A 25,432-nucleotide genomic window follows, 5' to 3' on the forward strand; every position below is an offset into this window, starting at 1 on the left:
ACACGCGGGAATTTCATCAAGAAAGGCTGGATATCCGGCGCGGCCCATTGTAACAGGGTTCCCCGAAGCGGGTCATGCAAATGCCTCATTTCGCCGACAGGAGAGCGCACGGCTGACCAAATCGCCCGAAAGGGACCCAAAGGGGGCGCTGTCGCTCCGGCACCGGATTTTCAGGAGACCGAAATCGTTATGATCTTCACATCGCACCTCATCAAGCGGACCGTGCTTTCCGCCTTTGCTGCTTCCGTTGCCCTGGCGGCTGCTCCTTCCGCTTCGCTGGCACAGCAGCAGGCAGCTGTTCCGCCGAAGGGCTGGTTCAAGGTCTGCACCAAGCAGGAAGACAACGACGTCTGCATCGTGCAGAACCTGCTGACGGCCAATAGCGGCCAGCTCATCACCGCAGTCGGCCTCATCACCGTTGCCGGCAAGACCAACCGCAAGATCATGCAGGTCTCGGTGCCGAGCGCCCGTCTGATCCCGCCGGGCGTTCAGATGCAGATCGACGGTGGCAAGGCCCAGAAGCTCGACTACGCCATCTGCATGCCCGACAAGTGCGTCGCCGAAGTGCCGCTGACCGACCAGATGCTCGCCAGCCTCAAGAAGGGCGGCGAACTCGTCCTGACCTCGGTCAACTTCCAGCGCGCGCCGAACCCGATCAAGATTTCGCTTGAAGGCTTCACCGGCGTGTTCGACGGCGAGCCGATCGAGCAGTCGCAGCTCGAAGAGCGCCAGCGTCTGCTGCAGGAAGAAATGCAGAAGAAGGCGGAAGAAGCCCGCAAGAAGCTCGAGGAAGCCCAGAAGGCTGCCAAGAGCCAGTAAGCGAGACGCTTCGCAAGACTTGTGAAAAACCCGGCCATCGGCCGGGTTTTTTGTTGGGCGAAGCAGGGGCGGTTGGCCGAAGCGCGCGGCTTCAGTGAAAGATGCCGCTCTGCTCCTTCCAGCGATAATGCCCCTTGTCCACATCCATCAGGGCGCGGACCTGCGGATGGCGGATCGGCTTGCCGCTCTCGTCGGGCACGAGATTCTGTTCCGAGACATAGGCGACATATTCCGTGTCGTCGTTCTCCGCGAAGAGATGATAGAACGGTTGATCCTTCGATGGCCGGATTTCGGCGGGAATGGCATTCCACCACTCCTCCGTGTTGGCGAATTCCGGGTCGACGTCAAAGATCACGCCACGGAAGGGGAAAACCCGATGGCGGACGATGTCGCCAATGGCAAATTTTGCGTTACGCATCTTCATGGCGTACCTACCTTTCCACTTATATTTGGGTAAATACGCCGAAACATCAATAGTTCAGCCGTCTGACACGTCTTTATCCAAGGGGGTGGGGCGCTTGCGCCACCGGTGGTTTCGGCGTACCTCGAAAGGGGGCGTCTCGCGTGGATCGGGTGGCATGAACAATCAATGGGGCAGGAGCGGTAACGGACCGGCGGCAAGCAGCGGCATCGGGGGCATCCTCTTCGCCTCCGTGGTGTGTCTGGCGCTTGGGGCTGCCGGCGGCTACGGCGCCTTCCGGCTGATGGACGACGCCATTCCGCGCAGCGAGATCGACGCGCGCGACACGCGCATTGCCGACCTTGCGCGCGAACTCGACGCCCGCGCCGCCCAGGTCGAGGAAAGTACCCAGAAGGCACAGGCGCTGACCGAGGAGAGCGGCAAGCTCAAACGCCAGGTCGAGGCCCTGCGCAAGGATGCGAATGCATCGGATTCGGATGTGGCGACGATCGCCGCCGAACGCACCAAGCTTGCGCAGGAGGTCGTGCCCGCGCTCGAGAACGAGATCGAACTGCTCGGCCAGCGCGTCGCGGATGCCGAGGCGCAGCGGAAGAAGGCCGAGGAGGCCGTCAAGGACCGCGAGCGGCGCCTTTCGCTCCAGACCGACAAGATCGCCGGTCTTGAAAAGACCTGCACCCAGCAGGCTGCCGCGCGCGGCGCTGAGGCCGAAACGCTGAAGGCCGAGACCGCCAGCCTGCGTGAGGAGCTGGACAAGGTTCGCAAGGCCGAAGAGGCGCTGCGCACGAAGAACCTCCCGGCGCTGGGAGACGAGATCAAGCGCAAGGACGCGGAAATCGCGGCCCTCGGCGAGCGCACCAGGGCGCTGACGGGGCAGGTCGAAGCACTCGAGGCAGCGAGCTGCATGGCGCTGCCGAAGGAACCGAACGACAATGGCCGCAAGGCGGTGCCGGAGAAGGAGGCGACCGGCGAGGCCGCCCGGGATGCCGTCATCCCGACCCTCAACCCGCGCAACGGCGCACGCGTGGCCGAAGCGATGCGCGAAACGCCCGGTCTCGATGCCCTGACCAGCGTACAGCGCGACCAGCTCGAACGCTCGCTTGCGGCCGGCGAATGCGTGACGAGCGCGCTTGGTGGCGTCTTCCGCCGCATCCCGGTTCTTGCGCTGCGAAACCTGATGCGCGACCTCGACAGTGACTGCTGAGCCGTAACCTTGAACGTATCCTCTAAGGGAGACCAGGAATGAAGCGATCTGTTCTTTTGGCCGTGCTCGGACTGGCGCTTTCCACCGCGGGCACTTTCGCCGCGGATTTCGAGCGCAACATCATGACCGGCGGCCCGCAGGGCACCTATATCAAGATCGGCCGCGATATCGCCGCGCTCGGGGCCGAATGCGGCCAGGCGCTCAATGTGCTGGAAAGTGCGGGATCGCTGGAGAATTTCGTCGGCGTGCGCAATCGCCGCAACACCCAGTTCGGCATCGTCCAGAGCGACGTGCTCGAATATCTGAAGACCTTCGAGAAGAACGATCCGGAGGTGCAGAAGGCCGTCAAGGGCGTGCGCATCATGTTCCCGCTCTACAACGAGGAGATCCACGTCCTCGCGCGCACCGACATTGGCAGCCTGAAGGATCTCGCCGGCAAGAAGGTGGCTGTCGGCAAGAAGGATTCGGGCACCTTCCTCACCGCCACGCTCATCATGGACATCCTTCAGGTCAAGGCCGGCGAGCGCATGGACATCAACCCGGACGAGGCGCTGCCGAAGCTTGTCTCCGGCGAGATCGACGCCTTCTTCTACGTTGCCGGCGCGCCCGCCTCGCTCTTTACCGGCAACGCCATCGACAAGACGAAATTCCACCTCGTGCCGATCACCGAGGCACCGCTGCTGGCCACCTATACGCCCTCGCGCATCGAGCCCGGCACCTATTCCTTCCAGGACAAGCCGGTGGATCTCATCGCCGTCAAGGCGGTGATGATGACCTACGACTACGACGCGAAGCGCAACGCCTATCACCGCGACAGCTGCAAGACGGTGGCGGACTTCTCAAACCTCATCGTCACCGGCCTCGACAAGCTGAAGGCGACGGGCCATCCGAAGTGGAAGACGGTGGATCTCACCGCGCTGCCACCGGGCTGGCAGGTCGGCGTCTGCGTGAAGGCCGGCATGGCGCTCGACTACAAGCCCGCCTGCAAGCCCGCTGCGGCTGCCACCAGCGCGACGGACGACAGCAACGAGGAATATCTCAACCTGCTGAAGCAGCGGCTCCAGCCGTAGGCAGGGCATTCCCGCGCCGCCACAACGCTCCGCGATAAACAAAAAACCCGGCCAGAGGCCGGGTTTTTCGTCGTGGGTCACTGCCGATCAGGCGGAGTAGTACATGTCGAACTCGACCGGGTGCGGGGTCATTTCGAAGCGCATGACTTCCACCATCTTCAGCTCGATGTAGCTGTCGATCTGGTCGTCGTCGAAGACGCCGCCGGCGGTCAGGTACTTGCGGTCCTTGTCGAGGCTTTCCAGCGCTTCGCGCAGCGAGCCGCAGACGGTCGGGATCTTCTTCAGTTCCTTCGGCGGCAGGTCGTAGAGATCCTTGTCCATGGCCTTGCCGGGATGGATCTTGTTCTTGATGCCGTCGAGGCCGGCCATCAGCATGGCGGCGAAGCCGAGATAGGGGTTGCCGAGCGGGTCGGGGAAGCGGATTTCGACGCGCTTGGACTTCGGACCGGTGCCGAACGGAATGCGGCACGAGGCCGAGCGGTTGCGGGCCGAATAGGCGAGCAGGACCGGCGCCTCATAGCCCGGGACGAGACGCTTGTAGGAGTTCGTCGTCGGGTTGGTGAAGGCGTTGATCGACTTGGCATGCTTGATGATGCCGCCGATGAAGTAGAGGCACGATTCCGACAGACCGGCATATTCGTCGCCGGCGAACTGCGGCTTCGAATCCTTCCAGATCGACAGGTGGACGTGCATGCCCGAGCCGTTGTCGCCGAAAATCGGCTTCGGCATGAAGGTGGCCGTCTTGCCATAGGCATTGGCGACCTGATGCACGACGTACTTGTAGATCTGCACCTTGTCGGCGCTGCGCACCAGCGTGTCGAACTTGACGCCGAGTTCGTGCTGGGCGGCGGCCACTTCGTGGTGCTGCTTCTCGACGGTGACGCCCATCTCGGTAAGGACCGTCAGCATTTCGGAGCGCATGTCCTGGCAGCTGTCGACCGGCGGAACCGGGAAGTAGCCGCCCTTGACGCGCGGGCGATGGCCGAGGTTGCCGGTCTCGTAGTCGGTGTCATCGTTGGACGGCAGCTCGGAACTGTCCAGCTTGAAGCCGGTGTTGTACGGGTCGGCCTTGTACTTGACGTCGTCGAAGACGAAGAATTCCGGTTCCGGGCCGGCATAGACGGTGTCGCCGATGCCCGAGGCCTTGAGATAGGCTTCCGCCTTCTTGGCCGTGCCGCGCGGATCGCGGTTGTAGCTCTCGCCGGAGACCGGATCGAGGATATCGCACATGATGACCATGGTGGACTGCGCGAAGAACGGATCCATGTGCACGGTCGCCGGGTCGGGCATCAGCACCATGTCGGACTCGTTGATCGCCTTCCAGCCGCCGATCGAGGAGCCGTCGAACATGACGCCGTCGGCGAACATGTCCTCGTCGACGCAGCCGACGTCCATCGTGACGTGATGCAGCTTGCCCTTCGGGTCGGTGAAGCGCAGATCGACGAACTTGACGTCGTTTTCCTTGATCTGCTTGAGGATTTCATTGGCAGTCGTCATTGTGTCGCGTTCCTGTGTGAGATGACGAGATGAAAGCCGCAGCCGGATGGCCGGGCGGGATTAGATGGCGTCGACGCCGGTTTCGCCGGTGCGGATGCGGATGACTTCTTCGACGTTGGAGACAAAGATCTTGCCATCGCCGATGCGGCCGGTCTGGGCCGCGTTGCGGATCGCCTCGATGACCGCCTCCGCATTTTCGTCCGCCAGAACGACCTCGACCTTAACCTTGGGCAGGAAGTCGACAACGTATTCGGCGCCACGGTAGAGTTCCGTATGGCCCTTTTGGCGTCCAAAGCCCTTCGCCTCGGTGACGGTGATACCCTGCAGGCCAACTTCCTGAAGGGCTTCCTTCACCTCATCGAGCTTGAAGGGCTTGATGATCGCTTCGATCTTTTTCATGAGAAAATGTCTCTCCGCTTCTCCCGTTTGCGCGCGGTGTGCGCCCGCTGCACAATCAAATGCACGTATCATGCCAACTTGAGCAAAACCTATGCCGGATCGGATGAAATCCGTGTCCGGTGTGTTCCTGCCCGTCCTCACGCCGTGGATGATGCGGCTTTCCGGGCGAAAGGGCCAGCGGAATCTGCCTAAAAATTGTCACTTTCCGCCATCGTGGACTGCAGCGAGGCGCGAAGCCGACGGACCTGCCGCGTAAAGCTGCAATTTTGAGCATATCGAATATGCAAATGCATAAAAAACAGGCTTTATGTCGGGCCGATCCCCGGGCTTGTTTCCATTATGGTTTTGCGCGCATGGTGGCGACATGCACAAGGACATGGACACACTCATCGTCACGCCCGAGGATATGGGCCGGATCGACCGGGCCGCAGCCCTCAGCCTCTCTAGCTACGGTCTTATGGAACGGGCAGGGCAGGCAGTTGCCGCCGCCGCCTTGCGCCGCTTTCCGGGCGCGCTGCGCTTTGTCGTGCTCTGCGGGCCGGGCAACAATGGCGGCGACGGATATGTCGCGGCCAGCGCCCTGCTGGAGGCGGGGGCCTGCGTCGCCGTGCATGCGCTCGGGGAGCCCTCGGCCCTGGCAGGGGATGCCGCAAGCGCCTTCGCCCGATTTTCCGGCTCCGTCCTGCCCCTGGCAGCCTACAGGCCCACCGCAGGCGACGTCGTCATCGATGCGCTGTTCGGCGCGGGGCTTTCGCGGGATGTGCCCCAGGCGGTCGCAGAGACGATCGACGCCGTTTGTCGCAGCACCATTCCGGTTCTGGCGGTGGATCTTCCGTCAGGCGTCGACGGCCGGACCGGGCGGGTGCGGGGCACGGCCTTCGCGGCGACCGCGACAGTCACCTTCATGTGCCGCAAGCCGGGCCATCTGCTTTTGCCCGGCCGCAGCCTCGCGGGCGAACTCGAAGTCTTCGACATCGGCATCCCCGCGCGCTTTTTGGCCCGGCATGCGGAGCATATGCGCGTGAATACGCCGGCAATCTGGCGTCTCGCGCTGCCCTTGCAGGGCAGCGGTATCCACAAATACGAACGTGGCCATCTTGCCGTCTTTTCCGGCCCGGCCTTGGCCACGGGCGCCGCACGCCTCTCCGTTGCGGCCGGCCTTCGCGCCGGCGCCGGCCTTGTCACGCTGCTTTCCTCGCAGGAAGCGCTTTCCGTCAATGCCGCACAGCTGACCGCGGCGATGCTGAAGCCCGTCGATAGCGACGACGACCTCTTAGCCCTCATCGACGACGCACGGCTGCAGACCTTCGTGCTCGGTCCCGGCTTCGGCGACGGCGCGCGGGCGAGGGGCTATGTGCGCCTCATCGCCGACAACGGCCGGCGCCTGGTGCTCGACGCCGACGGCATCAGCGCCTTCCGCGAGGATCCGGCGATGCTCTTTTCACGCTTCTCCACCGGCGCCCCGCGGCTGGTGCTGACGCCGCACGACGGCGAGTTCGCGCGCCTCTTTCCGGACCTTGCGATGGACGAGGCCCTTTCGAAAATCGACCGTGCGCGCAAAGCCGCCGCGCGCAGCAATGGCATCGTGATCCTCAAGGGGGCAGACACCGTGATCGCCGCGCCGGATGGCCGGGTCCTCGTCAACGAAAACGCGCCGCCCTGGCTGGCGACGGCCGGTTCCGGCGATGTGCTTGCCGGCATCGTCGGTGCGCATCTTGCCCAGGGCATGCCCGCTTTCGAAGCGGCCGCCAGCGCCGTCTGGCGCCATGGCGAAGCGGGTCGCGTGGTGGGTGAGGGGCTGACGGCGGAGGATCTGCCGGACGCCATTCCGCCCTGGCCAGCATAACGACCCTGCCGGCTGCCTATGTCTTGAACGGAACCGGGAATGAGGGAGACCGGCATGATCGTCCAGGCCTGCATCAACGGTGCCCGCCCCGCGGACTACCATCCGTGCCTGCCGCTGACGGCGGAGGCGATGGCGATCGATGCCGCGGCCTGCATTGCCGCCGGCGCGGCGGAGCTCCACATCCATCCGCGCGGCCCGGACGGGCGCGAGAGCCTGGCGGCGGTCGACGAGACGGTGCGCGCCGTGCGTGAACGATGCCCCGGCACATTCATCGGGGTGTCGACGGGCGCCTGGATCGAAGGTGACCCCGCGCGCACACGCAGCCTCATTGCGGCATGGCAGGAACGTCCCGACTACGCCTCGGTCAATCTCTCCGAACCGGACGCGCCCGCGGTCATCGACCTGCTGCACCGGACAGGCGTCGGCGTCGAGGCGGGGCTGGCGCGCGTCGCGGATGCGGAACGGTTCGTCGCCCTGCCGGCGTGCCGGCGCGCACTGCGCGTCCTCATCGAGATTGATCAGGACCAGGATTTTCGAAGCGCGGACGCCATCGTGGACGGGATCGCCCGGGTTCTCGCAAAGGCCGGTGTCCGCCGGCCGATCCTCCTGCACGGAGCAGATTTGACTGTCTGGCATTTCGTCCGGCGCGCACACCGGGAACGCTGGTCCACGCGGGTCGGCCTGGAAGACGGCTGCCTGCGCCTCGACGGCGAGAGAGCCGCTGGAAACGCCGACATGGTTTCCGATGCCGTCCGGCTTTTCCGCTCGGCGGTTCCGGGCTGACGCCCGTGCCGAAGAGGGCACGGGCGGCGGCGGGCCGTCTCAGCCGGTACGCCGCTGCAGTTCGCGTGCACCGTTCGGTGCGTTCACCTTGCCTGAGGTGATGAAGAAGGCGAAAACGTCGCGGGGTTTCTTCGCCAGCTTGGTCGCCGGGTCGATCTTCGGCAGATCGGTCGGTTCGCCGCCGCCGGACCAGGCCTTGAGCCGCTCCGCCCATTCGTCGAGCGCTTCCGATGGATAGCAGGTCTCAACGTCGTCGGAGCCCTTCTGCAGGCGGGCATAGACGAAATCCGCCGTGACGTCGGCGATCTCGGGATAGTCCATATGCTGGGCGTAGACGATCGCCGCGTTGTATTTGCGGGCAAGCGCCGCGAATTCGGGCACGAGGAACGTTTGGTTGCGCACCTCCAGCGCGTGTTTCAGCGCGAGGCCGTCCAGCTTCTCCGGCAGGAGCTTCAGGAAGCCCTCGAAGTCCTCCGGCTCGAACTTTTTCGTCGGCGGGAACTGCCAGAGGATCGGGCCGAGATGGTCGCCGAGCTCGGTGAGCCCCTGCGTCAGGAACTTTTCGACGGATTCGCCGCCATCGGCGAGAGCCTTGCGGTTCGTCGTGAAGCGGCTCGCCTTCAGCGAGAAGATGAAGCCGTCAGGCACTTCGGAGGCCCATTTGGCAAAAGTTTCCGGCTTCTGTGAGCCGTAATAGGTGCCGTTGACCTCGATCGAGGTCAATTCGCGGCTGGCGAATTCGAGCTGGCGCTTCTTCGGCAGTTTTTCGGGATAGAACGTGCCTTCCCAGGGATCGAAGGTCCAGCCACCGATGCCGGTTCTGATGGTGCCGGATGTGCTCATGTCAGTTCTCCTCGACAGACAGATGGCGGCGCCTTTCAAGCGGGCGCGATGAAGGGCTGGGAAATCTCCTGAAACACCGGCAAGGCTTCCATGCCGGCGCAATGGGCGGCCAGGGCGGGGTAGCGCGCCGGATCGACCAGGCCGGGATGGGCCTCGCTGACATGCCGCCAGGCGCAGGCGACGGCAATATCCGCATGGGTCAGCCGGCCGAACCAGTGCTCTCCCGGCCGCGCCGCGCGCTCGGCGTCCAGCGCCGCCAGCACGGTCAGGATCTGCGCGCGGCAGCGTTCGACGAAATAGGTCGACGGCGCCTCGTGCAGGTGCAGTTCATAGAACAGGCTGACGCCCTTGTCGGCGAAACCGGTTGCGAAGGTCATCACCTTCAGGGCCTGCCGTCGCTCGGGTTCGGCCTGCGGAAGAAGGCGGCTCTCCGGCGGGACAAGGCCATCAAGGTAGTCGAGGATGGAATGGCTGTCGGCCACCACGTCGCCATCATCGAGCACGAGCGTCGGCACCCGCATCAGCGGGTTGACCGCCTGCACCCTGTCGCCCTCGCTGAACACCGACCAGGGCCGGTGCTCGAAGGGGAGACCATAGAGTTTCAGCGCGATGCCGACACGGCGCACATAGGACGAATCATACTGGCCGATCAGGATCATGGCGCTATTCCGCCGCGATCGTCTTCATCGGCCGCCGCTCCAGCAGCTCCCTCAGGAAATGGCCGGTATAGGAGCGTTCCACCTTCACGACATCCTCGGGTGTTCCCTCGGCGATCACCTCGCCGCCGCCATCGCCGCCCTCGGGGCCGAAGTCGATGATCCAGTCCGCGGTCTTGATGACCTCCAGATTGTGTTCGATGACGACGACCGAATTGCCCTGGTTGACGAGCTCGTGCAGCACTTCGAGCAGCTTTGCCACGTCGTGGAAGTGCAGGCCCGTCGTCGGCTCGTCGAGGATGTAGAGCGTGCGGCCGGTCGAGCGCTTCGACAGCTCCTTGGCGAGCTTGACGCGCTGCGCCTCGCCGCCCGACAGGGTGTTCGCCTGCTGGCCGACCTTGATGTAACCGAGGCCAACCTGGTTCAGCGTCACCAGCTTGTCGCGCACGGCCGGCACGGCGGCAAAGAACTCGACGCCTTCCTCCACGGTCATGTCGAGCACGTCGGCGATCGACTTGCCCTTGAAGGTGACGTCGAGGGTTTCGCGGTTGTAGCGCTTGCCGTGGCAGACGTCGCAGGTGACGTAGACGTCGGGCAGGAAGTGCATCTCGATCTTGATGACGCCGTCGCCCTGGCAGGCCTCGCAGCGCCCGCCCTTGACGTTGAAGGAGAAGCGGCCGGGCTGGTAGCCGCGCGCCTTCGCTTCCGGCAGGCCGGCGAACCAGTCGCGGATCGGCGTGAAGGCGCCGGTATAGGTCGCCGGGTTCGAGCGCGGCGTGCGGCCGATCGGCGACTGGTCGATGTCGATGACCTTGTCGATATATTCGAACCCGTCGATGCGCTCGTGTTCGGCAGGGATTTCCCGTGCGCCCATGATGCGGCGGGCGGCCGACTTGTAGAGCGTTTCGATCAGGAAGGTCGACTTGCCGCCGCCGGAAACCCCGGTCACTGCGGTGAAGACGCCGAGCGGGATCGATGCGGTAACATTCTTCAGGTTGTTCGCTTTCGCGCCGACGACCTTGATTTCCTTCTTTTTCTTCGGCTTGCGGCGCTCCCCGGGGATAGCCACGGAAAGTTCGCCGGAAAGGTATTTTCCGGTCAGCGACGCCGGATTGGCGATCACCTCGCCGGGCGTGCCCTGCGCGATCACCTCGCCGCCATGGATACCGGCGGCGGGGCCGATATCGACCACATAGTCCGCCGTCAGGATTGCATCCTCGTCATGCTCGACGACGATGACCGTGTTGCCGATGTCGCGCAGGTGCCGGAGCGTGTCGAGCAGGCGCGCATTGTCGCGCTGGTGCAGACCGATGGAGGGCTCGTCCAGCACGTAGAGCACGCCCGTCAGGCCCGAACCGATCTGCGAGGCGAGGCGGATGCGCTGGCTCTCGCCGCCTGAAAGCGTTCCCGAATTGCGCGACAGCGAGAGATATTCGAGGCCGACATCGTTGAGGAAGCGCAGGCGCTCGCGGATTTCCTTGAGGATTCGGACGGCAATCTCGTTCTGCTTGCTGTTGAGATGCTCCGGCAGCGCCTCGAACCAGTCGCGCGCGACGCGGATCGACATGGCCGTCGCTTCGCCGATATGCAGCTTGTTGATCTTGACGGCCAGCGCCTCGGGCTTCAGACGGAAGCCGTTGCAGGCCGGGCAGGGGGCCGCCGACATGTAGCGTTCGATTTCCTCGCGCGACCAGGCGCTGTCCGTTTCCTTCCAGCGGCGTTCGAGGTTCGGCACGATGCCCTCGAAGGTTTTGACCGTCTTGTAGGAACGCGCGCCGTCCTTGTAGTTGAACTCGATCTTTTCCTGCGTGCCGTTGAGGATCGCGCCCTGCGCCGCCGCCGACAGTTCGGACCAGCGGTTCGACAGCTTGAAGCCGTAGACGGCGCCGAGCGCTTCCAGCGTCTGGTTGTAGTAGGGCGAGGAGGACTTGGCCCAGGGCGCGATGGCGCCGTCGCGCAGCGTGCGCTCCACCTCGGGCACGATGAGGTCGGCGTCGATCTTCTGCTGGCTGCCGAGGCCGTCACAGGTCGGGCAGGCGCCGAAGGGGTTGTTGAACGAGAAGAGCCGGGGCTCGATTTCCGGAATGGTGAAGCCGGAGACAGGGCAGGCGAACTTTTCGGAGAACAGCACGCGCTCGTGCGTTTCGTTCAGCGATTTGTTGGCCGAGCCGCCGGCAGCCGTCTCTTCCACGGGCAGCGGCTTGTCGGCAAATTCTGCGATCGCCAGGCCATCGGCGAGCTTCAGGCTGGTCTCGAGACTGTCTGCAAGGCGCGAGGAAAGGTCGGCGCGCACGACGACGCGGTCGACCACCACGTCGATGTCGTGTTTGTACTTCTTGTCGAGCGCGGGCACGTCGGCGATCTCGTAGAACTGGCCGTCGACCTTGACGCGCTGAAAGCCCTTTTTCATCAGCTCGGCGAGTTCCTTCTTGTACTCGCCCTTGCGGCCGCGCACGACGGGCGCGAGGATGTAGAGGCGCGTGCCTTCGCCGAAATCCACGACACGGTCGACCATCTGGCTGACCGTCTGGCTTTCGATCGGCAGACCCGTCGCCGGCGAATAGGGCACGCCGACGCGCGCGAAGAGCAGGCGCATGTAGTCATAGATCTCGGTGACCGTGCCGACCGTCGAGCGCGGGTTCTTCGAGGTCGTCTTCTGCTCGATGGAAATGGCGGGCGAGAGGCCGTCGATCTGATCGACGTCGGGCTTCTGCATCATCTCGAGGAACTGGCGGGCATAGGCCGACAGGCTCTCGACATAACGGCGCTGGCCCTCGGCATAGATCGTGTCGAAGGCGAGCGACGATTTGCCGGAGCCCGAAAGGCCCGTCATGACGATCAGCTTGTTGCGGGGCAGGTCGAGGTCGATGCCCTTGAGATTGTGTTCGCGGGCGCCGCGAATGGAAATGGTCTTGAGTTCGCTCATGGTGTCCAGCGTCGAAGGTCGTTGCGCATCAAATTCGGATCAGGCCCCTATGTAGGGATCGGACGGGGCCTGTCCATGTGCGGGTCAGAGAATTCCGTGCCCGTTTCCGATTCGGTTGACAAGAGTGTAGGGATTTATTAGAACAAAAATAGAACAAAAATCTGCAATTCATCTGTGGATTACCACCTCTGCGGGGCGGCGCCGATGGCCGGCAGCCGATAAGATGCCGCATTCGTGTAGTGAAATGATGCCGGGCAATCTGCGCCCGGCGCGACAACGGGAAGTTACGGGTATGGCTGGAAGCGTCAACAAGGTGATCTTGATCGGCAATGTCGGGGCGGACCCGGAAATCCGGCGCACGCAGGACGGTCGGCCGATCGCCAACCTGCGCATCGCCACGTCCGAGACCTGGCGCGACCGCAACAACGGCGAACGCCGCGAGAAGACCGAATGGCACAATGTCGTCGTCTTCAACGAGGGCCTGTGCAAGGTCGTCGAGCAATATGTGAAAAAGGGCGCGAAACTCTACATCGAGGGCGCGCTGCAGACCCGCAAGTGGCAGGACCAGACCGGCAACGATCGCTACTCGACGGAAGTCGTGCTGCAGGGCTTCAACTCGACGCTGACCATGCTGGACGGCCGCGGTGAAGGCGGCGGCGCAAGCCGCGGCGGCGGCGATTTCGGCGGCGCGCCCAACTACGACGACTACGGCTCGCGCCCGTCTTCGGGTGGTGGCGCCAGCGGCGGCGGCAACCGTTCGGGCGGTTCGCTCTCGCGGGACATGGACGACGACATCCCGTTCTGAGGACGACAGCGAGGCCGGCAATCAGGTCGGCCTCCGCTCAACGCGCGTCCGGCGGGCAGCAATGCGGTAGGAGGTGCGTCATGGGCGACGAGAAGACGGCCGCGGATGTGCTTTTCCTGCGGCCGGGCGAGGGCCGGGCCTATCCACTCGGTCGCATGAACGCAGTGTTCAAGGCGGATCACCACGAGACCGCAAGCGCCTACAGCGTTTCCGAATGGTGGCTGGAGCCGAACACGACAGGGCCGGGCGCCCATTTCCACACCGACAATATCGAGCTTTTTTATGTGATTGCCGGGACGGCCAGCATTCTGGCTGGCGAGGACTGGCTGGAAGCGCCTGCGGGCAGCTTCGTGCGCATCCCGGCCACTGTCATGCACGACTTCGAGAACCGCACGGATGCGCGTGTCGGCCTGCTCAATGTCTTCCTGCCGGGCGGTTTCGAGGAAAACATGCCGGCCATCGTCAGATGGTTTGCCGACAATCCCTGAGCGCTCTGCCGCGGGGATAGACCATTTCGTATCGGACCGGCTGTTCGGGCGGATGGCCATATGGGCGAAGATGCCAACATCCCGTTCCGGTCGTTCTGACTTTCTTAGTCTCTTCCCGGCATGATCCGGCCGCGGATACGGGGAGCGATCCGTGCCCGGGTCGTCTATTGCATGGCCGGAGGTGCATTTTAGTAAAATTCATTTGTAAAACAGGGGGCTTTCGAATGGGTTTGATCAATTTCATCCAGCGGATACGGGCTGGCAAAACGGATTTCCAGAAGGAAGCGCGCTACGGTCGCGCCAATGCGCGCGCCAGCGACTACATGGCTGTTGCTCAATGGTATGTCGAAAATTGTGACGACCCGCCGCATGTCCTGCAGAATTTCACCGAACTGGACGCCCGCGGCTTCCGGGCCGGGCACAAGGCCATTCTCTATGGATTCCGCAACGACATCGAGCGCAAGCTTGGCCATGCCCGGCATATCGGCACCCGCCAGAACCCCTGGATCGCGGCATTCGAGCGGCCTGCCGACCAGACGGTCTACTGCGCCTATGTGCTTCTGCGGGACGACAAGCAGAACTTCGCGGTGATGAAGCCCTATTGGTTCCTCTCGGCGGGCGAGCAGGAGAAGGACTACCGCTCGGACGTCATGAACGTCATCTGATCCGTGATCGAACAAGAACATCTGGAGTAGCCGGCAATGCCGAACATGACCGCCATCACGTCCGATCCCGAGAGCTTCCTGAAGAACAACCTGTTGCTGATCCAGTACCAGGCCTATGAATCAGGATACCGCAACCCCGGTGTGAAACGCTTTCTGCTGAACAAGGAAGACGACTTCACCTGCATGCGCAAGGGAACGGGCATCATTTCCCAGTTCAAGGAGAAGACCGTCGATGTCTGGTCGATAAAGTCGACCAATGCGCAGAACGCCAACGGCTGGGACTGCTACTGGCTGCCCTATGACCAGGATTTCAAGCATGTCGTCGTTCTCGAAAGCGACGCCGACGTGATGCTGACGCCGGCGATGGACGGATGCTCGTTCGGCTTCACGAACCATGGCGGTGGCGTCTATTCCGCATCGCACGGAAATCTGCAGACGCCGATGGGGCGCATCGACGAGGCCGGCCTGCGGCAGGGCATGCGCTTCCACAAGTCGACGCTGCACAAGTCCGACTACATGAACGTGCCCGGCCAGACCGACGTCAAGGTCACCATGGTCGGCGTGCGCAAGGGCAACAAGTGGCGCTTCTTCTACCAGCAGTATCTTGACCAGATGGGGGCCTTCTACCTGCTGAATGTCCGGGAACTGAAGGGGTAGCCGTCGCCGTCAGCCGGCGAAGGCCGACTTCACCCCGTCCACCACGAACTGCACCGCCAGCGCCGCGAGGATGACGCCCAGAAGGCGTGTCAGGATCGCGCGGCCGGTCTTGCCGAGGAAGCGGTCGATGCGCTCGGCGATGACCAGCGAGAGGAACAGGATGACGAGGCAGAGCGCGATGACGCCGATAAGGGCGGCGCGCTCGAGCGCAGAGGGGAAGGAACCCGAGGTGAGGATCGTCGCGGAGATCGCGCCCGGACCGGCGATCAGCGGCAGGGCGAGCGGGAAGACGGCGATATTATGGATGTGATCGCGGGTGATCGCCACCTCGCTGGTCTTCTCCTTCCGCTCGTTGCGGCGCTCGAAGATCATCTCGAAGGCGATCCAGAACAAGAGCAGGCCGCCGGCGATGCGGAAGGCGCCGATGGAGATGCCGAGCAGCGACAGCACGCCGGCGCCCGTCAGTGCGAAGACGGCAAGGATGCAGAAGGCGATGATGCAGCCGCGCAGCGCCACCTGCGTGCGCTGCGGGCGCGTCATGCCGACCGTAAGGCCGAGGAAGATTGGTGCGAGGCCCGGCGGATCGATGGTCACGAGCAGGGTCGTGATCGCATTGACCAGAAGATCGATGTTGAGCATGTCGGGCGTTCCCCTCGCCGTTGCGCGGCCGATTTTCTCCAACCTTGTCCGGCTATTGTTAGGGGAGGGCGCCGCCCAAGGGAAGGGCGGTCGGAGCAATGCGATGCCACCGCCATGAAAATGCGCAAATTGGCGGATTTTACTTGCAAAAGCCTGTTCAAAACCCCCGGCGAAATTGGCGCTCCCAGCGCCGGTAGGCTATAAAATTCTCTTCTGATTCTGAACAACGATCGTGACCGAAATTGACAGACCAATCGACACCCGGCGGCAAGAACCCTCCCGGCATTGAGCCTATTTCCATCATCGAGGAAATGCAGCGGTCCTATCTCGACTACGCCATGAGCGTGATCGTTTCCCGCGCCTTGCCCGATGTGCGCGACGGCCTCAAGCCCGTTCACCGGCGCATTCTCTACTCGATGAGCGAGATGGGCGTCGACTGGAACAAGAAATACGTGAAGTCGGCGCGCGTGACCGGTGACGTGATGGGTAAATACCATCCGCACGGCGACGCTGCGATTTACGATGCCTTGGCGCGCATGGCGCAGGACTGGTCGCTGCGACTGCCCCTGATCGACGGTCAGGGCAATTTCGGTTCGATCGACGGCGACCCGCCGGCCGCCCAGCGCTACACGGAATGCCGCCTGGAAAAGGCCGCCCATTCGCTGCTCGACGATCTCGACAAAGAAACGGTCAACTTCCGCGACAACTACGACGGCACGATGAGCGAGCCGGTCGTCGTTCCCGCAAAATTTCCGAACCTGCTGGTCAACGGCGCCGGCGGCATCGCCGTCGGCATGGCAACGAACATTCCGCCGCACAATCTTGCCGAAGTCATCAACGGCTGCGTCGCGCTGATCGACAATCCGGCGATCGAGCTGCTCGACCTGATGCAGCACATTCCCGGCCCGGACTTTCCGACCGGCGCGCTGATCCTCGGCCGTGCCGGTATCCGTCAGGCCTACGAGACCGGTCGCGGCTCCGTCATCATGCGCGGGCGGGCCCATATCGAGCCGATGCGCGGCGACCGTGAGCAGATCATCGTTACGGAAGTTCCCTTCCAGGTGAACAAGGCGTCGATGATCGAGAAGATGGCCGAGCTGGTGCGCGACAAGCGCATCGAGGGCATCTCCGACCTTCGCGACGAATCCGACCGCCAGGGCTACCGCGTCGTCATCGAGCTGAAGCGCGATGCCAATGCCGAGGTCATCCTCAATCAGCTCTATCGCTACACGCCGCTGCAGACCTCCTTCGGCTGCAACATGGTGGCGCTGAACGGCGGCAAGCCGGAGCAGATGACGCTGCTCGACATGCTGCGCGCCTTTGTCGCCTTCCGCGAAGAAGTCGTCAGCCGCCGCACAAAGTACCTGCTGCGCAAGGCACGCGACCGCGCCCATGTCTTGGTCGGTCTCGCCATTGCCGTCGCCAATATCGATGAGGTGATCAGCCTGATCCGCCGCGCGCCCGACCCGCAGACGGCTCGCGAACAGCTGATGGAGCGCCGCTGGCCGGCGAAAGACGTCGACGTGCTGATCAAGCTCATCGACGACCCGCGCCATCGCATCAACGAGGACCTCACCTACAATCTCTCGGAAGAGCAGGCCCGCGCCATCCTCGAGCTGCGTCTCGCCCGCCTGACGGCTCTCGGCCGCGACGAGATCGACGAGGAGCTCAACAAGATCGGCGAGGAGATCAAGGATTATCTCGATATCCTCTCTTCGCGTCTGCGCATGATGAACATCGTCAAGGATGAGCTCATCGCCGTGCGCGACGAGTTCGGCACGCCGCGCCGCACCGAGATCGCCGAGGGCGGTCCTGATATGGACGACGAGGACCTCATCGCCCGCGAGGACATGGTCGTGACCGTGTCGCATGCCGGCTATGTCAAGCGTGTACCGCTCGCCACCTATCGCGCGCAGCGCCGCGGCGGCAAGGGCCGCTCCGGCATGGCCATGAAGGACGAGGATTTCGCGACCCGCCTCTTCGTCGCCAACACGCACACGCCCGTACTCTTCTTCTCCTCGCGTGGCATCGTCTACAAGGAGAAGGTCTGGCGTCTGCCGATCGGTACGCCGCAGTCCAAGGGCAAGGCGCTGATCAACATGCTGCCGCTCACGCCCGGCGAGCGCATTACCACCATCATGCCGCTGCCCGAGGACGAGACGACGTGGGAAAACCTCGACGTCATGTTCGCAACGACCCGCGGCACGGTGCGTCGCAACAAGCTCAGCGACTTCGTCCAGGTCAACCGCAACGGCAAGATCGCGATGAAGCTCGAAGAAGAGGGCGACGAGATCCTCAATGTCGAGACCTGCACGGAGCATGACGACGTGCTGATGACGACGGCGCTCGGCCAGTGCATCCGCTTCCCGGTCGATGACGTGCGCGTCTTCGCCGGCCGCAACTCGGTCGGCGTGCGCGGCATCTCGCTCGGCGGCGGCGACCGCATCATCTCGATGACGATCGTCAGCCATGTCGATGCAGAGCCCTGGGAGCGGGCCGCCTACCTGAAGCGCTCCGCCGCCGAACGCCGCGCCAGCGGTGTCGACGAGGAGGATATCGCATTGGTTGGCGAGGAGGTCGGTGAAATCGGCGACCTCACGGAGGAGCGCTACCAGGAACTCCGGTCCCGCGAGCAGTTCGTCCTCACCGTGTCGCAGAAGGGTTTCGGCAAGCGGTCGTCTTCCTACGATTTCCGCACCTCGGGCCGCGGCGGCAAGGGCATCCGCGCCACCGATACGTCGAAGACCAGCGAGATCGGCGAACTCGTTGCCGCCTTCCCGGTCGAGGAGAAGGACCAGCTCATGCTCGTCTCCGATGGCGGCCAGCTGATCCGCGTGCCGGTCGACGGCATCCGCATCGCAAGTCGCGCGACGAAGGGCGTCACCATCTTCTCGACCGCCAAGGACGAGAAAGTCGTCTCGGTCGAACGCATCAGCGAGCCGGAAGGCGAGGACGATGCCGATGGTACGGGCATTGAAGGCGATGTCGATGCCGGGGATGATGCGACCCCGGTCAGCGAGGAATAGGCCGGGCGAAAGCAGCCCAGCTGTCCCGATCGAAACAAGAAAGGGCCTTTCCGGTGTTCACCGGAAAGGCCCTTTTCATGAAACGAAAAAGCCGGACGGGCAGGGAACGACCGTCCGGCTTTTCAAGTGTGCGGGCAGCCCGGAGGGAAGGCTACCCGCTCTGACGGTGGCATACGGACTGCGGCAGGTCTTGCGCCGGGGCGCCGTGCCGCAGGGGGCGCTCTCAGACGCCAAAGCCACCTGCTTGGGTTTTCAGCTTGGCCGCCTTCAGGGCTGCGCGGTCGCGTTTCAGTTCAAGAATCGTGCGCGCGAAGTCGATGGTGAAGACGGTGCTGATAAAGATCGTGAAGAGGATGGTGAGCGCGGCCATGGTAAAGTCCCGCTCAACGCAGCCATTTGCCACGGGCGGCGATTTTCGGCGCTGCCGGGCGATCCTCTTCCCGCAACGCATGGATGGTTGCGGCGGTAAGGGCGATGAACATGGTCATGCAGAGTAGAGCCAGAGCCATTGTCGTGTTCCTTCAAGCCTAAGGAAACGCATTACTTGTTTCACTGTATTCTGCCGGGAGAATGCGCGACGGCGACCTTTGTTCCCAGCTTTGATGTTTCTATTTAGACATGGCATGCCTGAAATGCTCTTGAACGGCCCATTCATGCCACGTTCATGTTCTTGGCAGGGGACAGCGCGGGCTGCGACAGGCCGCGCCCTTGCGGAAAGGGGCCGTCCATGACAAAAGGCGGCAAACGGGACCCCGCCGATGACAGTCGCCTTCTATCCTGGCTCTTTCGATCCGATCACCAATGGCCATATCGACGTTCTGGTGCAGGCGCTGAACGTGGCGCCTAGGGTCATCGTCGCGATCGGCATCCATCCCGGCAAGACACCGCTCTTCTCCTTCGAGGAACGCGCGGATCTCATCCGCACGTCCATTGCCGAGGTACTGCCGGCGCGGGCAGGGGATGTCAGCGTCGTCTCCTTCTCCAACCTGGTCGTCGATGCCGCGCGCCAGCATGGCGCACTCATGCTGATCCGCGGGCTGCGCGACGGTACGGATCTGGACTATGAAATGCAGATGGCCGGCATGAACCGCCAGATGGCGCCGGATGTGCAGACCGTCTTCCTGCCGGCGGGCGTCGCCTCGCGGCCCATTACCGCCACATTGGTCCGCCAGATCGCGGCCATGGGCGGCGATGTCAGCGCCTTCGTCCCGGCGCCCGTCTTTGCGGCGTTGAAAGCCCGCAAGAAGGGCTGAGCCCATCATCCTGAACCCCTTAGGGAGCTATCATGAACATCCTCCGTTTCGCCTTTGCAGGAGCCCTGTTCCTTGCGACCACCACGAGCGCCGTCGTTGCCCAGGCGGCCGAATTCATCACGATCCAGTTGAAGGACGGACCCGTCGTCGTCGAACTGAACGACAAGGTCGCACCCAAGCATGTCGAGCGCATCAAGGCGCTGGCGACAGCCGGCGAATATGACAATGTCGCTTTCCACCGCGTGATCGAGGGCTTCATGGCGCAGACCGGCGACGTGCAGTACGGCGATATGTCGGCTGGTTTCCAGCCGGATGCGGCCGGCACGGGCGGCTCCAGCCAGCCGGATCTGCCGCAGGAATTCTCCGACGTGCCCTTCGAGCGCGGCACGGTCGGCATGGCCCGTTCGCAGGACCCGAACTCGGCCAATTCGCAGTTCTTCATCATGTTCGCTCCGGGCGACTTCCTGAACGGCCAGTACACGGTCGTCGGCAAGGTCGTTTCCGGCATGGAGAACGTCGACAAGATCAAGCGCGGCGACGAGGCCAACAATGGCTCGGTCACCGATCCCGACCGGATGATCAAGGTCACCGTCGGCAAGTAATTCACTTTTTGGTGTGCCGCCTGTTGTAATCGCAAAACGGCGACACACCTTTTGCGCAACTGCCTTTGAAGGAGAAAGACCATGGCCGAGATCAAGGATCCGGAAAACACCATCATCATGGAGACCACGAAGGGCAAGGTGGTCATCCAGCTGCTTCCGGATCTCGCACCGGGTCACGTCGCGCGCGTCAAGGAACTGACGCGCGAAGGCGCCTATGACGGCGTCGTCTTCCACCGCGTCATCGAGGACTTCATGGCCCAGACGGGCGACGTGCAGTATGGCAAGACCGGCGGCAAGGACTTCAACCCGGCCCGCGCCGGCATGGGCGGTTCGGAAAAGCCAGACCTGAAGGCCGAGTTCTCCAACATGAGCCATGTGCGCGGCACCTGCTCCATGGCGCGCAGCCAGATGCCGAACTCGGCCAACTCGCAGTTCTTCATCTGCTTCACCGACGCTCCCTGGCTGAACAAGCAGTACTCCGTCTGGGGTCAGGTCATCGAAGGCATGGAAAATATCGACAAGATCAAGCGCGGCGAGCCGGTGCGCGATCCCGACACCATCGTCTCGATGAAGGTTGCCGCAGACGTAGCGGCCTGATAGAGAACCTTTCGTTTTCGACCGCGCTCGCCCCGGCGGGCGCGGTTTTTCTTTGTGCGCTTTTCAAGAGATGACGTCGATATGGCTGCTTTCCTCTGGGCGCTGCTCGGCATTGCGGCGGGCGCGTGCATCGCCATCCAGGCCCCCATCAACGCGTTGCTCGGCCGCGGTCTCGGCATGCCGGCAGCGGCCGCCTTCATCTCGTTCTTCGCGGGCACACTCGTCCTCGCGTGCGTCGTTCTCGCCGCAACCGCCTTCGAGGGCAGGGCGCCGGACTGGCGCGGCCCGGACACCTGGCTCTATTTTGCCGGCGGCGCAATCGGCACGATCTATGTCACGACCGCCATCTTCCTGACGCCGCGCATCGGTGCTGCGGCCGTCATGGCCTTCGCCGTGTCCGGTCAGCTTCTCGCCGGCATCCTGCTCGACCGTGTCGGCTTTCTCGGCATGGCCGTGCGCGAAGTGTCCCTCGGCCGCATCGCGGGGGCAATTCTGCTCGTCGCCGGTGCGCTGATGATCCGTTTTTACTGAGCCCCCCATGCGCGTCGACCTCTTCGATTTCGATCTTCCGGAAGAAAACATCGCCCTGCGCCCGGTGAGCCCGCGCGAAGCGGCACGGCTGCTCGTCGTCGAGCCCGACAGGGATGCGCCCTATCAGGACCGGACTGTCGGTGATCTGCCGTCGCTGCTGCGTCCCGGCGATGCGCTGGTCTTCAACGACACCCGCGTCATCCCCGCCCAGCTCGAAGGCATTCGCCACCGCGACGGCGCCGGCGGCCAGAAGGTTTCCGCGACGCTGCATATGCGCATCGCCGGCGACCGCTGGAAGGCGTTCGCCAGGCCCGGCAAGCGCATCAAGCGCGGCGACCGCATCACCTTCGGCGCAGCGGAAGACCTTTCGGCAACCGTGGAGCAGAAGGGCGAGGGCGGCGAAGTTACCCTGCATTTCGACCTCTCCGGCCCCGATCTCGACCGCGCCATCGCAACCGTCGGCCATATCCCGCTACCGCCCTACATCGCCTCCAAGCGCGAGGAGGACGAGGCGGACCGCCGCGACTACCAGACGATCTATGCCCGTGAGGAGGGCGCCGTCGCGGCACCCACGGCGGGTCTGCACTTCACCGACGCTCTCTTCGAAAAACTCGACGCGCTCGGCGTTGAAAGGCATTTCGTGACATTGCATGTCGGCGCCGGCACCTTCCTGCCGGTGAAGGCCGACGACACGACCGACCATGTCATGCACGAGGAGGTCGGCTATGTCTCCGGGGAAACCGCTGCGGCGCTCAACGCCGTGAGGGCGAGGGGCGGGCGCATCATTTCCGTCGGAACGACCTCGCTGCGCCTTCTCGAAAGCGCTGCTGACGAAGACGGCACGATCCGGCCCTGGTCCGGCGCGACGGGCATCTTCATCACGCCCGGCTACCGTTTCCGCACGGCCGACATGCTGATGACCAACTTCCACCTGCCGAAATCGACGCTCTTCATGCTCGTTTCCGCCTTTTCAGGCCTTGAAACGATGCGCGGCGCCTATGCCCATGCGATCGCCACCGGCTACCGCTTCTATTCCTACGGCGACTCCAGCCTGCTTTTCCGGGACCACCGATGACCGAAACCTTCCAGTTCAAGCTTCTCGCGACCGACGGCAAGGCGCGCCGCGGCGAGGTCTCCATGCCGCGCGGCGTCATCCGCACGCCGGCCTTCATGCCCGTCGGCACGGTGGGCACCGTCAAGGCGATGTATCTCGACCAGGTGCGCGAGCTTGGCGCCGACATCATCCTCGGCAACACCTATCATCTGATGCTGCGTCCCGGTCCGGAACGCGTCGCACGCCTCGGCGGTCTGCACGAGCTCATCCGCTGGCCGCACCCGATCCTCACCGACTCCGGCGGTTTCCAGGTCATGTCGCTCTCCGGCCTGCGCAAGCTCGACGAACAGGGTGTCACCTTCAAGAGCCATGTCGACGGCGCCTTGCACCACATGTCGCCGGAGCGATCGATCGAGATCCAGGGCCTGCTTGACAGCGATATCCAGATGCAGCTCGATGAATGCGTGGCCCTGCCGGCCTCGCCGAAGGAAATCGAACGCGCGATGGAAATGTCCCTGCGCTGGGCCGAGCGCTGCAAGGTGGCCTTCGGGGACCAGCCGGGCAAGGCGATGTTCGGCATCGTGCAGGGCGGCGACATTCCGCACCTGCGCGTCCGCTCCGCGCAGGCGCTCGCCGAGCTGAACCTCAAGGGTTACGCCATCGGCGGGCTCGCTGTCGGCGAGCCACAGGAGGTCATGCTCGACATGATCGACACCACCATCCCGCATATGCCTTTCGAAAAACCACGCTACCTGATGGGTGTCGGTACGCCCGACGACATGCTGAAATCCGTCGCCCGTGGCATCGACATGTTCGACTGCGTGATGCCGACCCGTTCCGGCCGGCACGGCCTTGCCTTCACCCGCCGCGGCCGCATCAACCTGCGCAATGCCCGTCATGCCGAGGATATGCGCCCGCTTGACGAGGAATCGACGTGCCCGGCGGCGCGTGACTATTCGCGCGCCTATCTGCACCACCTCATCCGCGCCAACGAATCCCTCGGCGGCATGCTGCTCACCTGGAACAACCTGTCCTACTATCAGGACCTGATGGCCGGCATCCGCAAGGCGATCGAGGAGGGGCGTTTTGCCGACTTCATGGCGGAGACGCAGGAGACCTGGGCGAGGGGCGATCTCGCCCCTCTCTGAGGCTCGCGTTTCACGCCTCTGCTGGAATTGCTCAGATTTCAGGCCCCGGCGCGGTGCGCACGATGTGCACGCCGTTGATCTTGTAGCTGCCATCCGGCTGCTTCACGACCTGGTAGAGCGCCGTCCAGTCCTTGCCATCAGGCCCTGAAATCAGCACCTCCTGCACCACCACGCCGTCGGTGACCTTCGAGCGGCCGAAGGCGAAATTGCCCGGCCGGTAGACCGGCGCATAGCCCTTCTTCACCATGTCGAAGAAGGCATCTTCGGTCGGAAATTTTCCACGGATGGTCGGTGAGGCGAAGGAATAGGCGGCCTTCGCATCGTCGTCCAGGAAGGCGGCTATCTGGCTCTGTATGATGCCCTGCACCGTATCGACGGGTTCCCCCGCCCATGTGGCGGAGGGTAGGGAAAGCGAAACGCAAAGGAACACGGCGGCAAGCATTTTCATGGCGCACACTCCTTTTCGGATGAAAGCAGAATAGCACGGACACCAGAAAAGAACCGCTACGCGATCAGTTGTGTTTGTTTTTTAAATATTTCCCTTTAAAAACAGTGCTTTATATTATAAGTATTATTGTTTAGAATCCTTTGTTTGTAGTCCGCTCAAAATGCCGGGGGCCTTCCGAAAGAGAATAATCTCGGTTCCCTGATAGGTCGATCGGGAAAACTCGCGGAACCCGTGCCGTCCGGCAAGCCGGATCGACGCCGTGTTTGCAGGATCGATGATGCAGGTGACCGGCATGCCGCCATGGTTTGCTTCCGCCCAGGGCAGCATTGCCTCCAGCGCCTCGCTGGCATAGCCGCGGCCGTGAGAGCCCGGGAGCAGGCCCCAGCCGGCTTCCAGCGTGTCTTCGATACTGGGCATCATCTCGCGGCGCATTTCATGGAACCCGGCTTCGCCGACAAGCCGGCCCGATGCCTTTTCGATGATCGCCCAGAAGCCGAAGCCCATGATGCGCCACATGCCGATATGGCGCAGCAGGCGGCCCCAGGACTGTTCACGGGACAACGGCACGCCACCGATATAGCGCACGACTTCGGGCATGGCCCACATCGCGGTCATGGCATCAAGGTCTTCCGGACGGAAGCCGCGCAAGACGAGACGGTCGGTTTCAAGCAGAGGGATATCGGACATGGGATCGTGTGGCGGGCCGGAAGAAACGGTGATCTAAATATGGATGTTGGCGCCGCGTCGAAAGCCGCTGGCCGAGATTCGCAGCAGTTTACGACGATTTGATCCAGGCCGTCGATATCGTGTCCACAAAGCGGCGATGCTCTGTAAGGAGAGCAGCAGGCAGAACCGAGACAAGCAAGGCCTCAAAGAGCGAAGCTATTGAAATGATTGGAGTGTTTCGCTTGGAAAGCGAAGGTACCCGGCCAAATAAATTGTGGCAGCCAAGTTGAACTGTCCGCTTTGGCGCAAAGTTAAAATGTCAATTTGGGCGGCGCGTCGTCAGCCATTTAGACATGCGACACTCGACATCTCCGTTGGCGCTGAGGCAAGCC

The 25,432-nt window shown here is 63.3% G+C and carries 27 protein-coding genes; 16 read left to right on the plus strand and 11 right to left on the minus strand.

Going from position 1 to position 25,432, the window contains the following annotated elements; translation table 11 throughout:
- Positions 1–189: 189 nt before the first annotated feature.
- Complete coding sequence (locus P9A16_RS07425; RefSeq protein ID WP_023512418.1) at positions 190–819, plus strand: invasion associated locus B family protein; 630 nt, start codon at positions 190–192, stop codon at positions 817–819.
- Positions 820–910: 91 nt separating this feature from the next.
- On the opposite strand, the gene hspQ is transcribed toward P9A16_RS07425, so the two are convergent.
- A complete protein-coding gene (gene hspQ / locus P9A16_RS07430; RefSeq protein WP_023512419.1) occupies positions 911–1,243 on the minus strand; it encodes a heat shock protein HspQ in 333 nt (110 codons plus the stop codon).
- Between the two features lie 154 nt (positions 1,244–1,397).
- Between hspQ and P9A16_RS07435 the strand changes: the two genes are divergently transcribed.
- Together P9A16_RS07435 and P9A16_RS07440 are read left to right on the plus strand one after the other, a co-directional pair.
- The gene (locus P9A16_RS07435; RefSeq protein ID WP_023512420.1) at positions 1,398–2,441 is read left to right on the plus strand and encodes a hypothetical protein; all 1,044 of its coding nucleotides are present in this window, start codon (positions 1,398–1,400) and stop codon (positions 2,439–2,441) included.
- A 38-nt stretch (positions 2,442–2,479) separates the two neighbouring features.
- The gene (locus tag P9A16_RS07440) at positions 2,480–3,511 is read left to right on the plus strand and encodes a TAXI family TRAP transporter solute-binding subunit (RefSeq protein WP_023512421.1); all 1,032 of its coding nucleotides are present in this window, start codon (positions 2,480–2,482) and stop codon (positions 3,509–3,511) included.
- Positions 3,512–3,598: 87 nt separating this feature from the next.
- On the opposite strand, the gene glnA is transcribed toward P9A16_RS07440, so the two are convergent.
- Both glnA and P9A16_RS07450 read right to left on the minus strand, forming a co-directional pair.
- Entirely contained in the window at positions 3,599–5,008 is a 1,410-nt protein-coding gene (gene glnA, locus P9A16_RS07445) for a type I glutamate--ammonia ligase (RefSeq protein WP_023512422.1), read from the minus strand.
- A gap of 60 nt (positions 5,009–5,068) precedes the next feature.
- The gene (locus P9A16_RS07450) at positions 5,069–5,407 is read right to left on the minus strand and encodes a P-II family nitrogen regulator (RefSeq protein ID WP_003515720.1); all 339 of its coding nucleotides are present in this window, start codon (positions 5,405–5,407) and stop codon (positions 5,069–5,071) included.
- Positions 5,408–5,771: 364 nt separating this feature from the next.
- On the opposite strand from P9A16_RS07450, the gene P9A16_RS07455 reads away from it, so the two are divergent.
- Both P9A16_RS07455 and P9A16_RS07460 read left to right on the plus strand, forming a co-directional pair.
- Positions 5,772–7,253 carry a bifunctional ADP-dependent NAD(P)H-hydrate dehydratase/NAD(P)H-hydrate epimerase gene (locus P9A16_RS07455; protein WP_023514619.1) on the plus strand — a complete coding sequence of 494 codons (1,482 nt, stop codon included), beginning with the start codon at positions 5,772–5,774 and terminating at the stop codon, positions 7,251–7,253.
- 54 nt (positions 7,254–7,307) lie between these two features.
- Complete coding sequence (locus P9A16_RS07460; RefSeq protein ID WP_023514618.1) at positions 7,308–8,036, plus strand: 3-keto-5-aminohexanoate cleavage protein; 729 nt, start codon at positions 7,308–7,310, stop codon at positions 8,034–8,036.
- Between the two features lie 39 nt (positions 8,037–8,075).
- On the opposite strand, the gene P9A16_RS07465 is transcribed toward P9A16_RS07460, so the two are convergent.
- The 3 genes from P9A16_RS07465 to uvrA are packed head-to-tail and all read right to left on the minus strand — an operon-like array spanning position 8,076 to position 12,461.
- On the minus strand, positions 8,076–8,879 hold the full coding sequence (locus P9A16_RS07465) for a DUF72 domain-containing protein (protein WP_023514617.1): 804 nt from the start codon (positions 8,877–8,879) through the stop codon (positions 8,076–8,078).
- 35 nt (positions 8,880–8,914) lie between these two features.
- Positions 8,915–9,538: a glutathione S-transferase family protein gene (locus tag P9A16_RS07470; protein WP_023514616.1), complete on the minus strand. Its 624-nt coding sequence runs from the start codon at positions 9,536–9,538 to the stop codon at positions 8,915–8,917.
- Positions 9,539–9,542: 4 nt separating this feature from the next.
- On the minus strand, positions 9,543–12,461 hold the full coding sequence (gene uvrA, locus P9A16_RS07475; RefSeq protein WP_023514615.1) for an excinuclease ABC subunit UvrA: 2,919 nt from the start codon (positions 12,459–12,461) through the stop codon (positions 9,543–9,545).
- 292 nt (positions 12,462–12,753) lie between these two features.
- On the opposite strand from uvrA, the gene P9A16_RS07480 reads away from it, so the two are divergent.
- The 4 genes from P9A16_RS07480 to P9A16_RS07495 all read left to right on the plus strand — a co-directional run bounded on the left by P9A16_RS07480 (position 12,754) and on the right by P9A16_RS07495 (position 15,076).
- The gene (locus tag P9A16_RS07480; protein ID WP_023514614.1) at positions 12,754–13,266 is read left to right on the plus strand and encodes a single-stranded DNA-binding protein; all 513 of its coding nucleotides are present in this window, start codon (positions 12,754–12,756) and stop codon (positions 13,264–13,266) included.
- Positions 13,267–13,346: 80 nt separating this feature from the next.
- Entirely contained in the window at positions 13,347–13,754 is a 408-nt protein-coding gene (locus tag P9A16_RS07485; protein ID WP_023514613.1) for a cupin domain-containing protein, read from the plus strand.
- A 224-nt stretch (positions 13,755–13,978) separates the two neighbouring features.
- Positions 13,979–14,419 carry a hypothetical protein gene (locus P9A16_RS07490; protein WP_023514612.1) on the plus strand — a complete coding sequence of 147 codons (441 nt, stop codon included), beginning with the start codon at positions 13,979–13,981 and terminating at the stop codon, positions 14,417–14,419.
- A 36-nt stretch (positions 14,420–14,455) separates the two neighbouring features.
- The gene (locus tag P9A16_RS07495) at positions 14,456–15,076 is read left to right on the plus strand and encodes a hypothetical protein (protein WP_024271058.1); all 621 of its coding nucleotides are present in this window, start codon (positions 14,456–14,458) and stop codon (positions 15,074–15,076) included.
- Between the two features lie 9 nt (positions 15,077–15,085).
- Here P9A16_RS07495 and P9A16_RS07500 read toward each other — a convergent pair whose 3' ends face one another.
- Positions 15,086–15,715 (minus strand): MarC family protein, encoded by a 630-nt coding sequence (locus P9A16_RS07500; RefSeq protein ID WP_023517297.1) that lies wholly within the window; start codon positions 15,713–15,715, stop codon positions 15,086–15,088.
- Between the two features lie 242 nt (positions 15,716–15,957).
- Here P9A16_RS07500 and gyrA point away from each other — a divergent pair, with 242 nt between their 5' ends.
- A complete protein-coding gene (gene gyrA / locus P9A16_RS07505) occupies positions 15,958–18,741 on the plus strand; it encodes a DNA gyrase subunit A (protein WP_037408375.1) in 2,784 nt (927 codons plus the stop codon).
- Positions 18,742–18,964: 223 nt separating this feature from the next.
- Here the strand turns inward: gyrA and P9A16_RS07510 are convergent, their stop codons facing one another.
- Positions 18,965–19,111, minus strand: coding sequence for a hypothetical protein (locus tag P9A16_RS07510; protein WP_023517299.1), 147 nt, complete (start codon positions 19,109–19,111; stop codon positions 18,965–18,967).
- Positions 19,112–19,124: 13 nt separating this feature from the next.
- On the minus strand, positions 19,125–19,250 hold the full coding sequence (locus P9A16_RS07515) for a hypothetical protein (RefSeq protein WP_023517300.1): 126 nt from the start codon (positions 19,248–19,250) through the stop codon (positions 19,125–19,127).
- Positions 19,251–19,499: 249 nt separating this feature from the next.
- Here P9A16_RS07515 and coaD point away from each other — a divergent pair, with 249 nt between their 5' ends.
- The 6 genes from coaD (at position 19,500) to tgt (ending at position 23,926) form a co-directional block, all read left to right on the plus strand.
- Positions 19,500–19,994: a pantetheine-phosphate adenylyltransferase gene (gene coaD / locus P9A16_RS07520; protein WP_023515783.1), complete on the plus strand. Its 495-nt coding sequence runs from the start codon at positions 19,500–19,502 to the stop codon at positions 19,992–19,994.
- Between the two features lie 32 nt (positions 19,995–20,026).
- Complete coding sequence (locus P9A16_RS07525) at positions 20,027–20,596, plus strand: peptidylprolyl isomerase (RefSeq protein ID WP_023515784.1); 570 nt, start codon at positions 20,027–20,029, stop codon at positions 20,594–20,596.
- A gap of 81 nt (positions 20,597–20,677) precedes the next feature.
- Positions 20,678–21,193, plus strand: coding sequence for a peptidylprolyl isomerase (locus P9A16_RS07530; protein ID WP_023515785.1), 516 nt, complete (start codon positions 20,678–20,680; stop codon positions 21,191–21,193).
- Positions 21,194–21,274: 81 nt separating this feature from the next.
- The gene (locus P9A16_RS07535; protein ID WP_023515786.1) at positions 21,275–21,724 is read left to right on the plus strand and encodes a DMT family transporter; all 450 of its coding nucleotides are present in this window, start codon (positions 21,275–21,277) and stop codon (positions 21,722–21,724) included.
- Positions 21,725–21,731: 7 nt separating this feature from the next.
- Positions 21,732–22,799, plus strand: a complete 1,068-nt coding sequence (gene queA, locus P9A16_RS07540) for a tRNA preQ1(34) S-adenosylmethionine ribosyltransferase-isomerase QueA (protein ID WP_023515787.1) — start codon at positions 21,732–21,734, stop codon at positions 22,797–22,799.
- A complete protein-coding gene (gene tgt / locus P9A16_RS07545; RefSeq protein WP_023515788.1) occupies positions 22,796–23,926 on the plus strand; it encodes a tRNA guanosine(34) transglycosylase Tgt in 1,131 nt (376 codons plus the stop codon). Before queA ends, tgt begins: the two co-directional genes overlap by 4 nt.
- 31 nt (positions 23,927–23,957) lie before the next feature.
- On the opposite strand, the gene P9A16_RS07550 is transcribed toward tgt, so the two are convergent.
- Positions 23,958–24,374 (minus strand): DUF4864 domain-containing protein, encoded by a 417-nt coding sequence (locus tag P9A16_RS07550; protein WP_023515789.1) that lies wholly within the window; start codon positions 24,372–24,374, stop codon positions 23,958–23,960.
- Between the two features lie 123 nt (positions 24,375–24,497).
- Positions 24,498–25,061, minus strand: coding sequence for a GNAT family N-acetyltransferase (locus P9A16_RS07555; RefSeq protein WP_024271057.1), 564 nt, complete (start codon positions 25,059–25,061; stop codon positions 24,498–24,500).
- Positions 25,062–25,432: the final 371 nt, after the last annotated feature.

It is taken from the genome of Shinella sp. 838 (genome assembly GCF_029623935.1).
GTDB lineage: Bacteria > Pseudomonadota > Alphaproteobacteria > Rhizobiales > Rhizobiaceae > Shinella.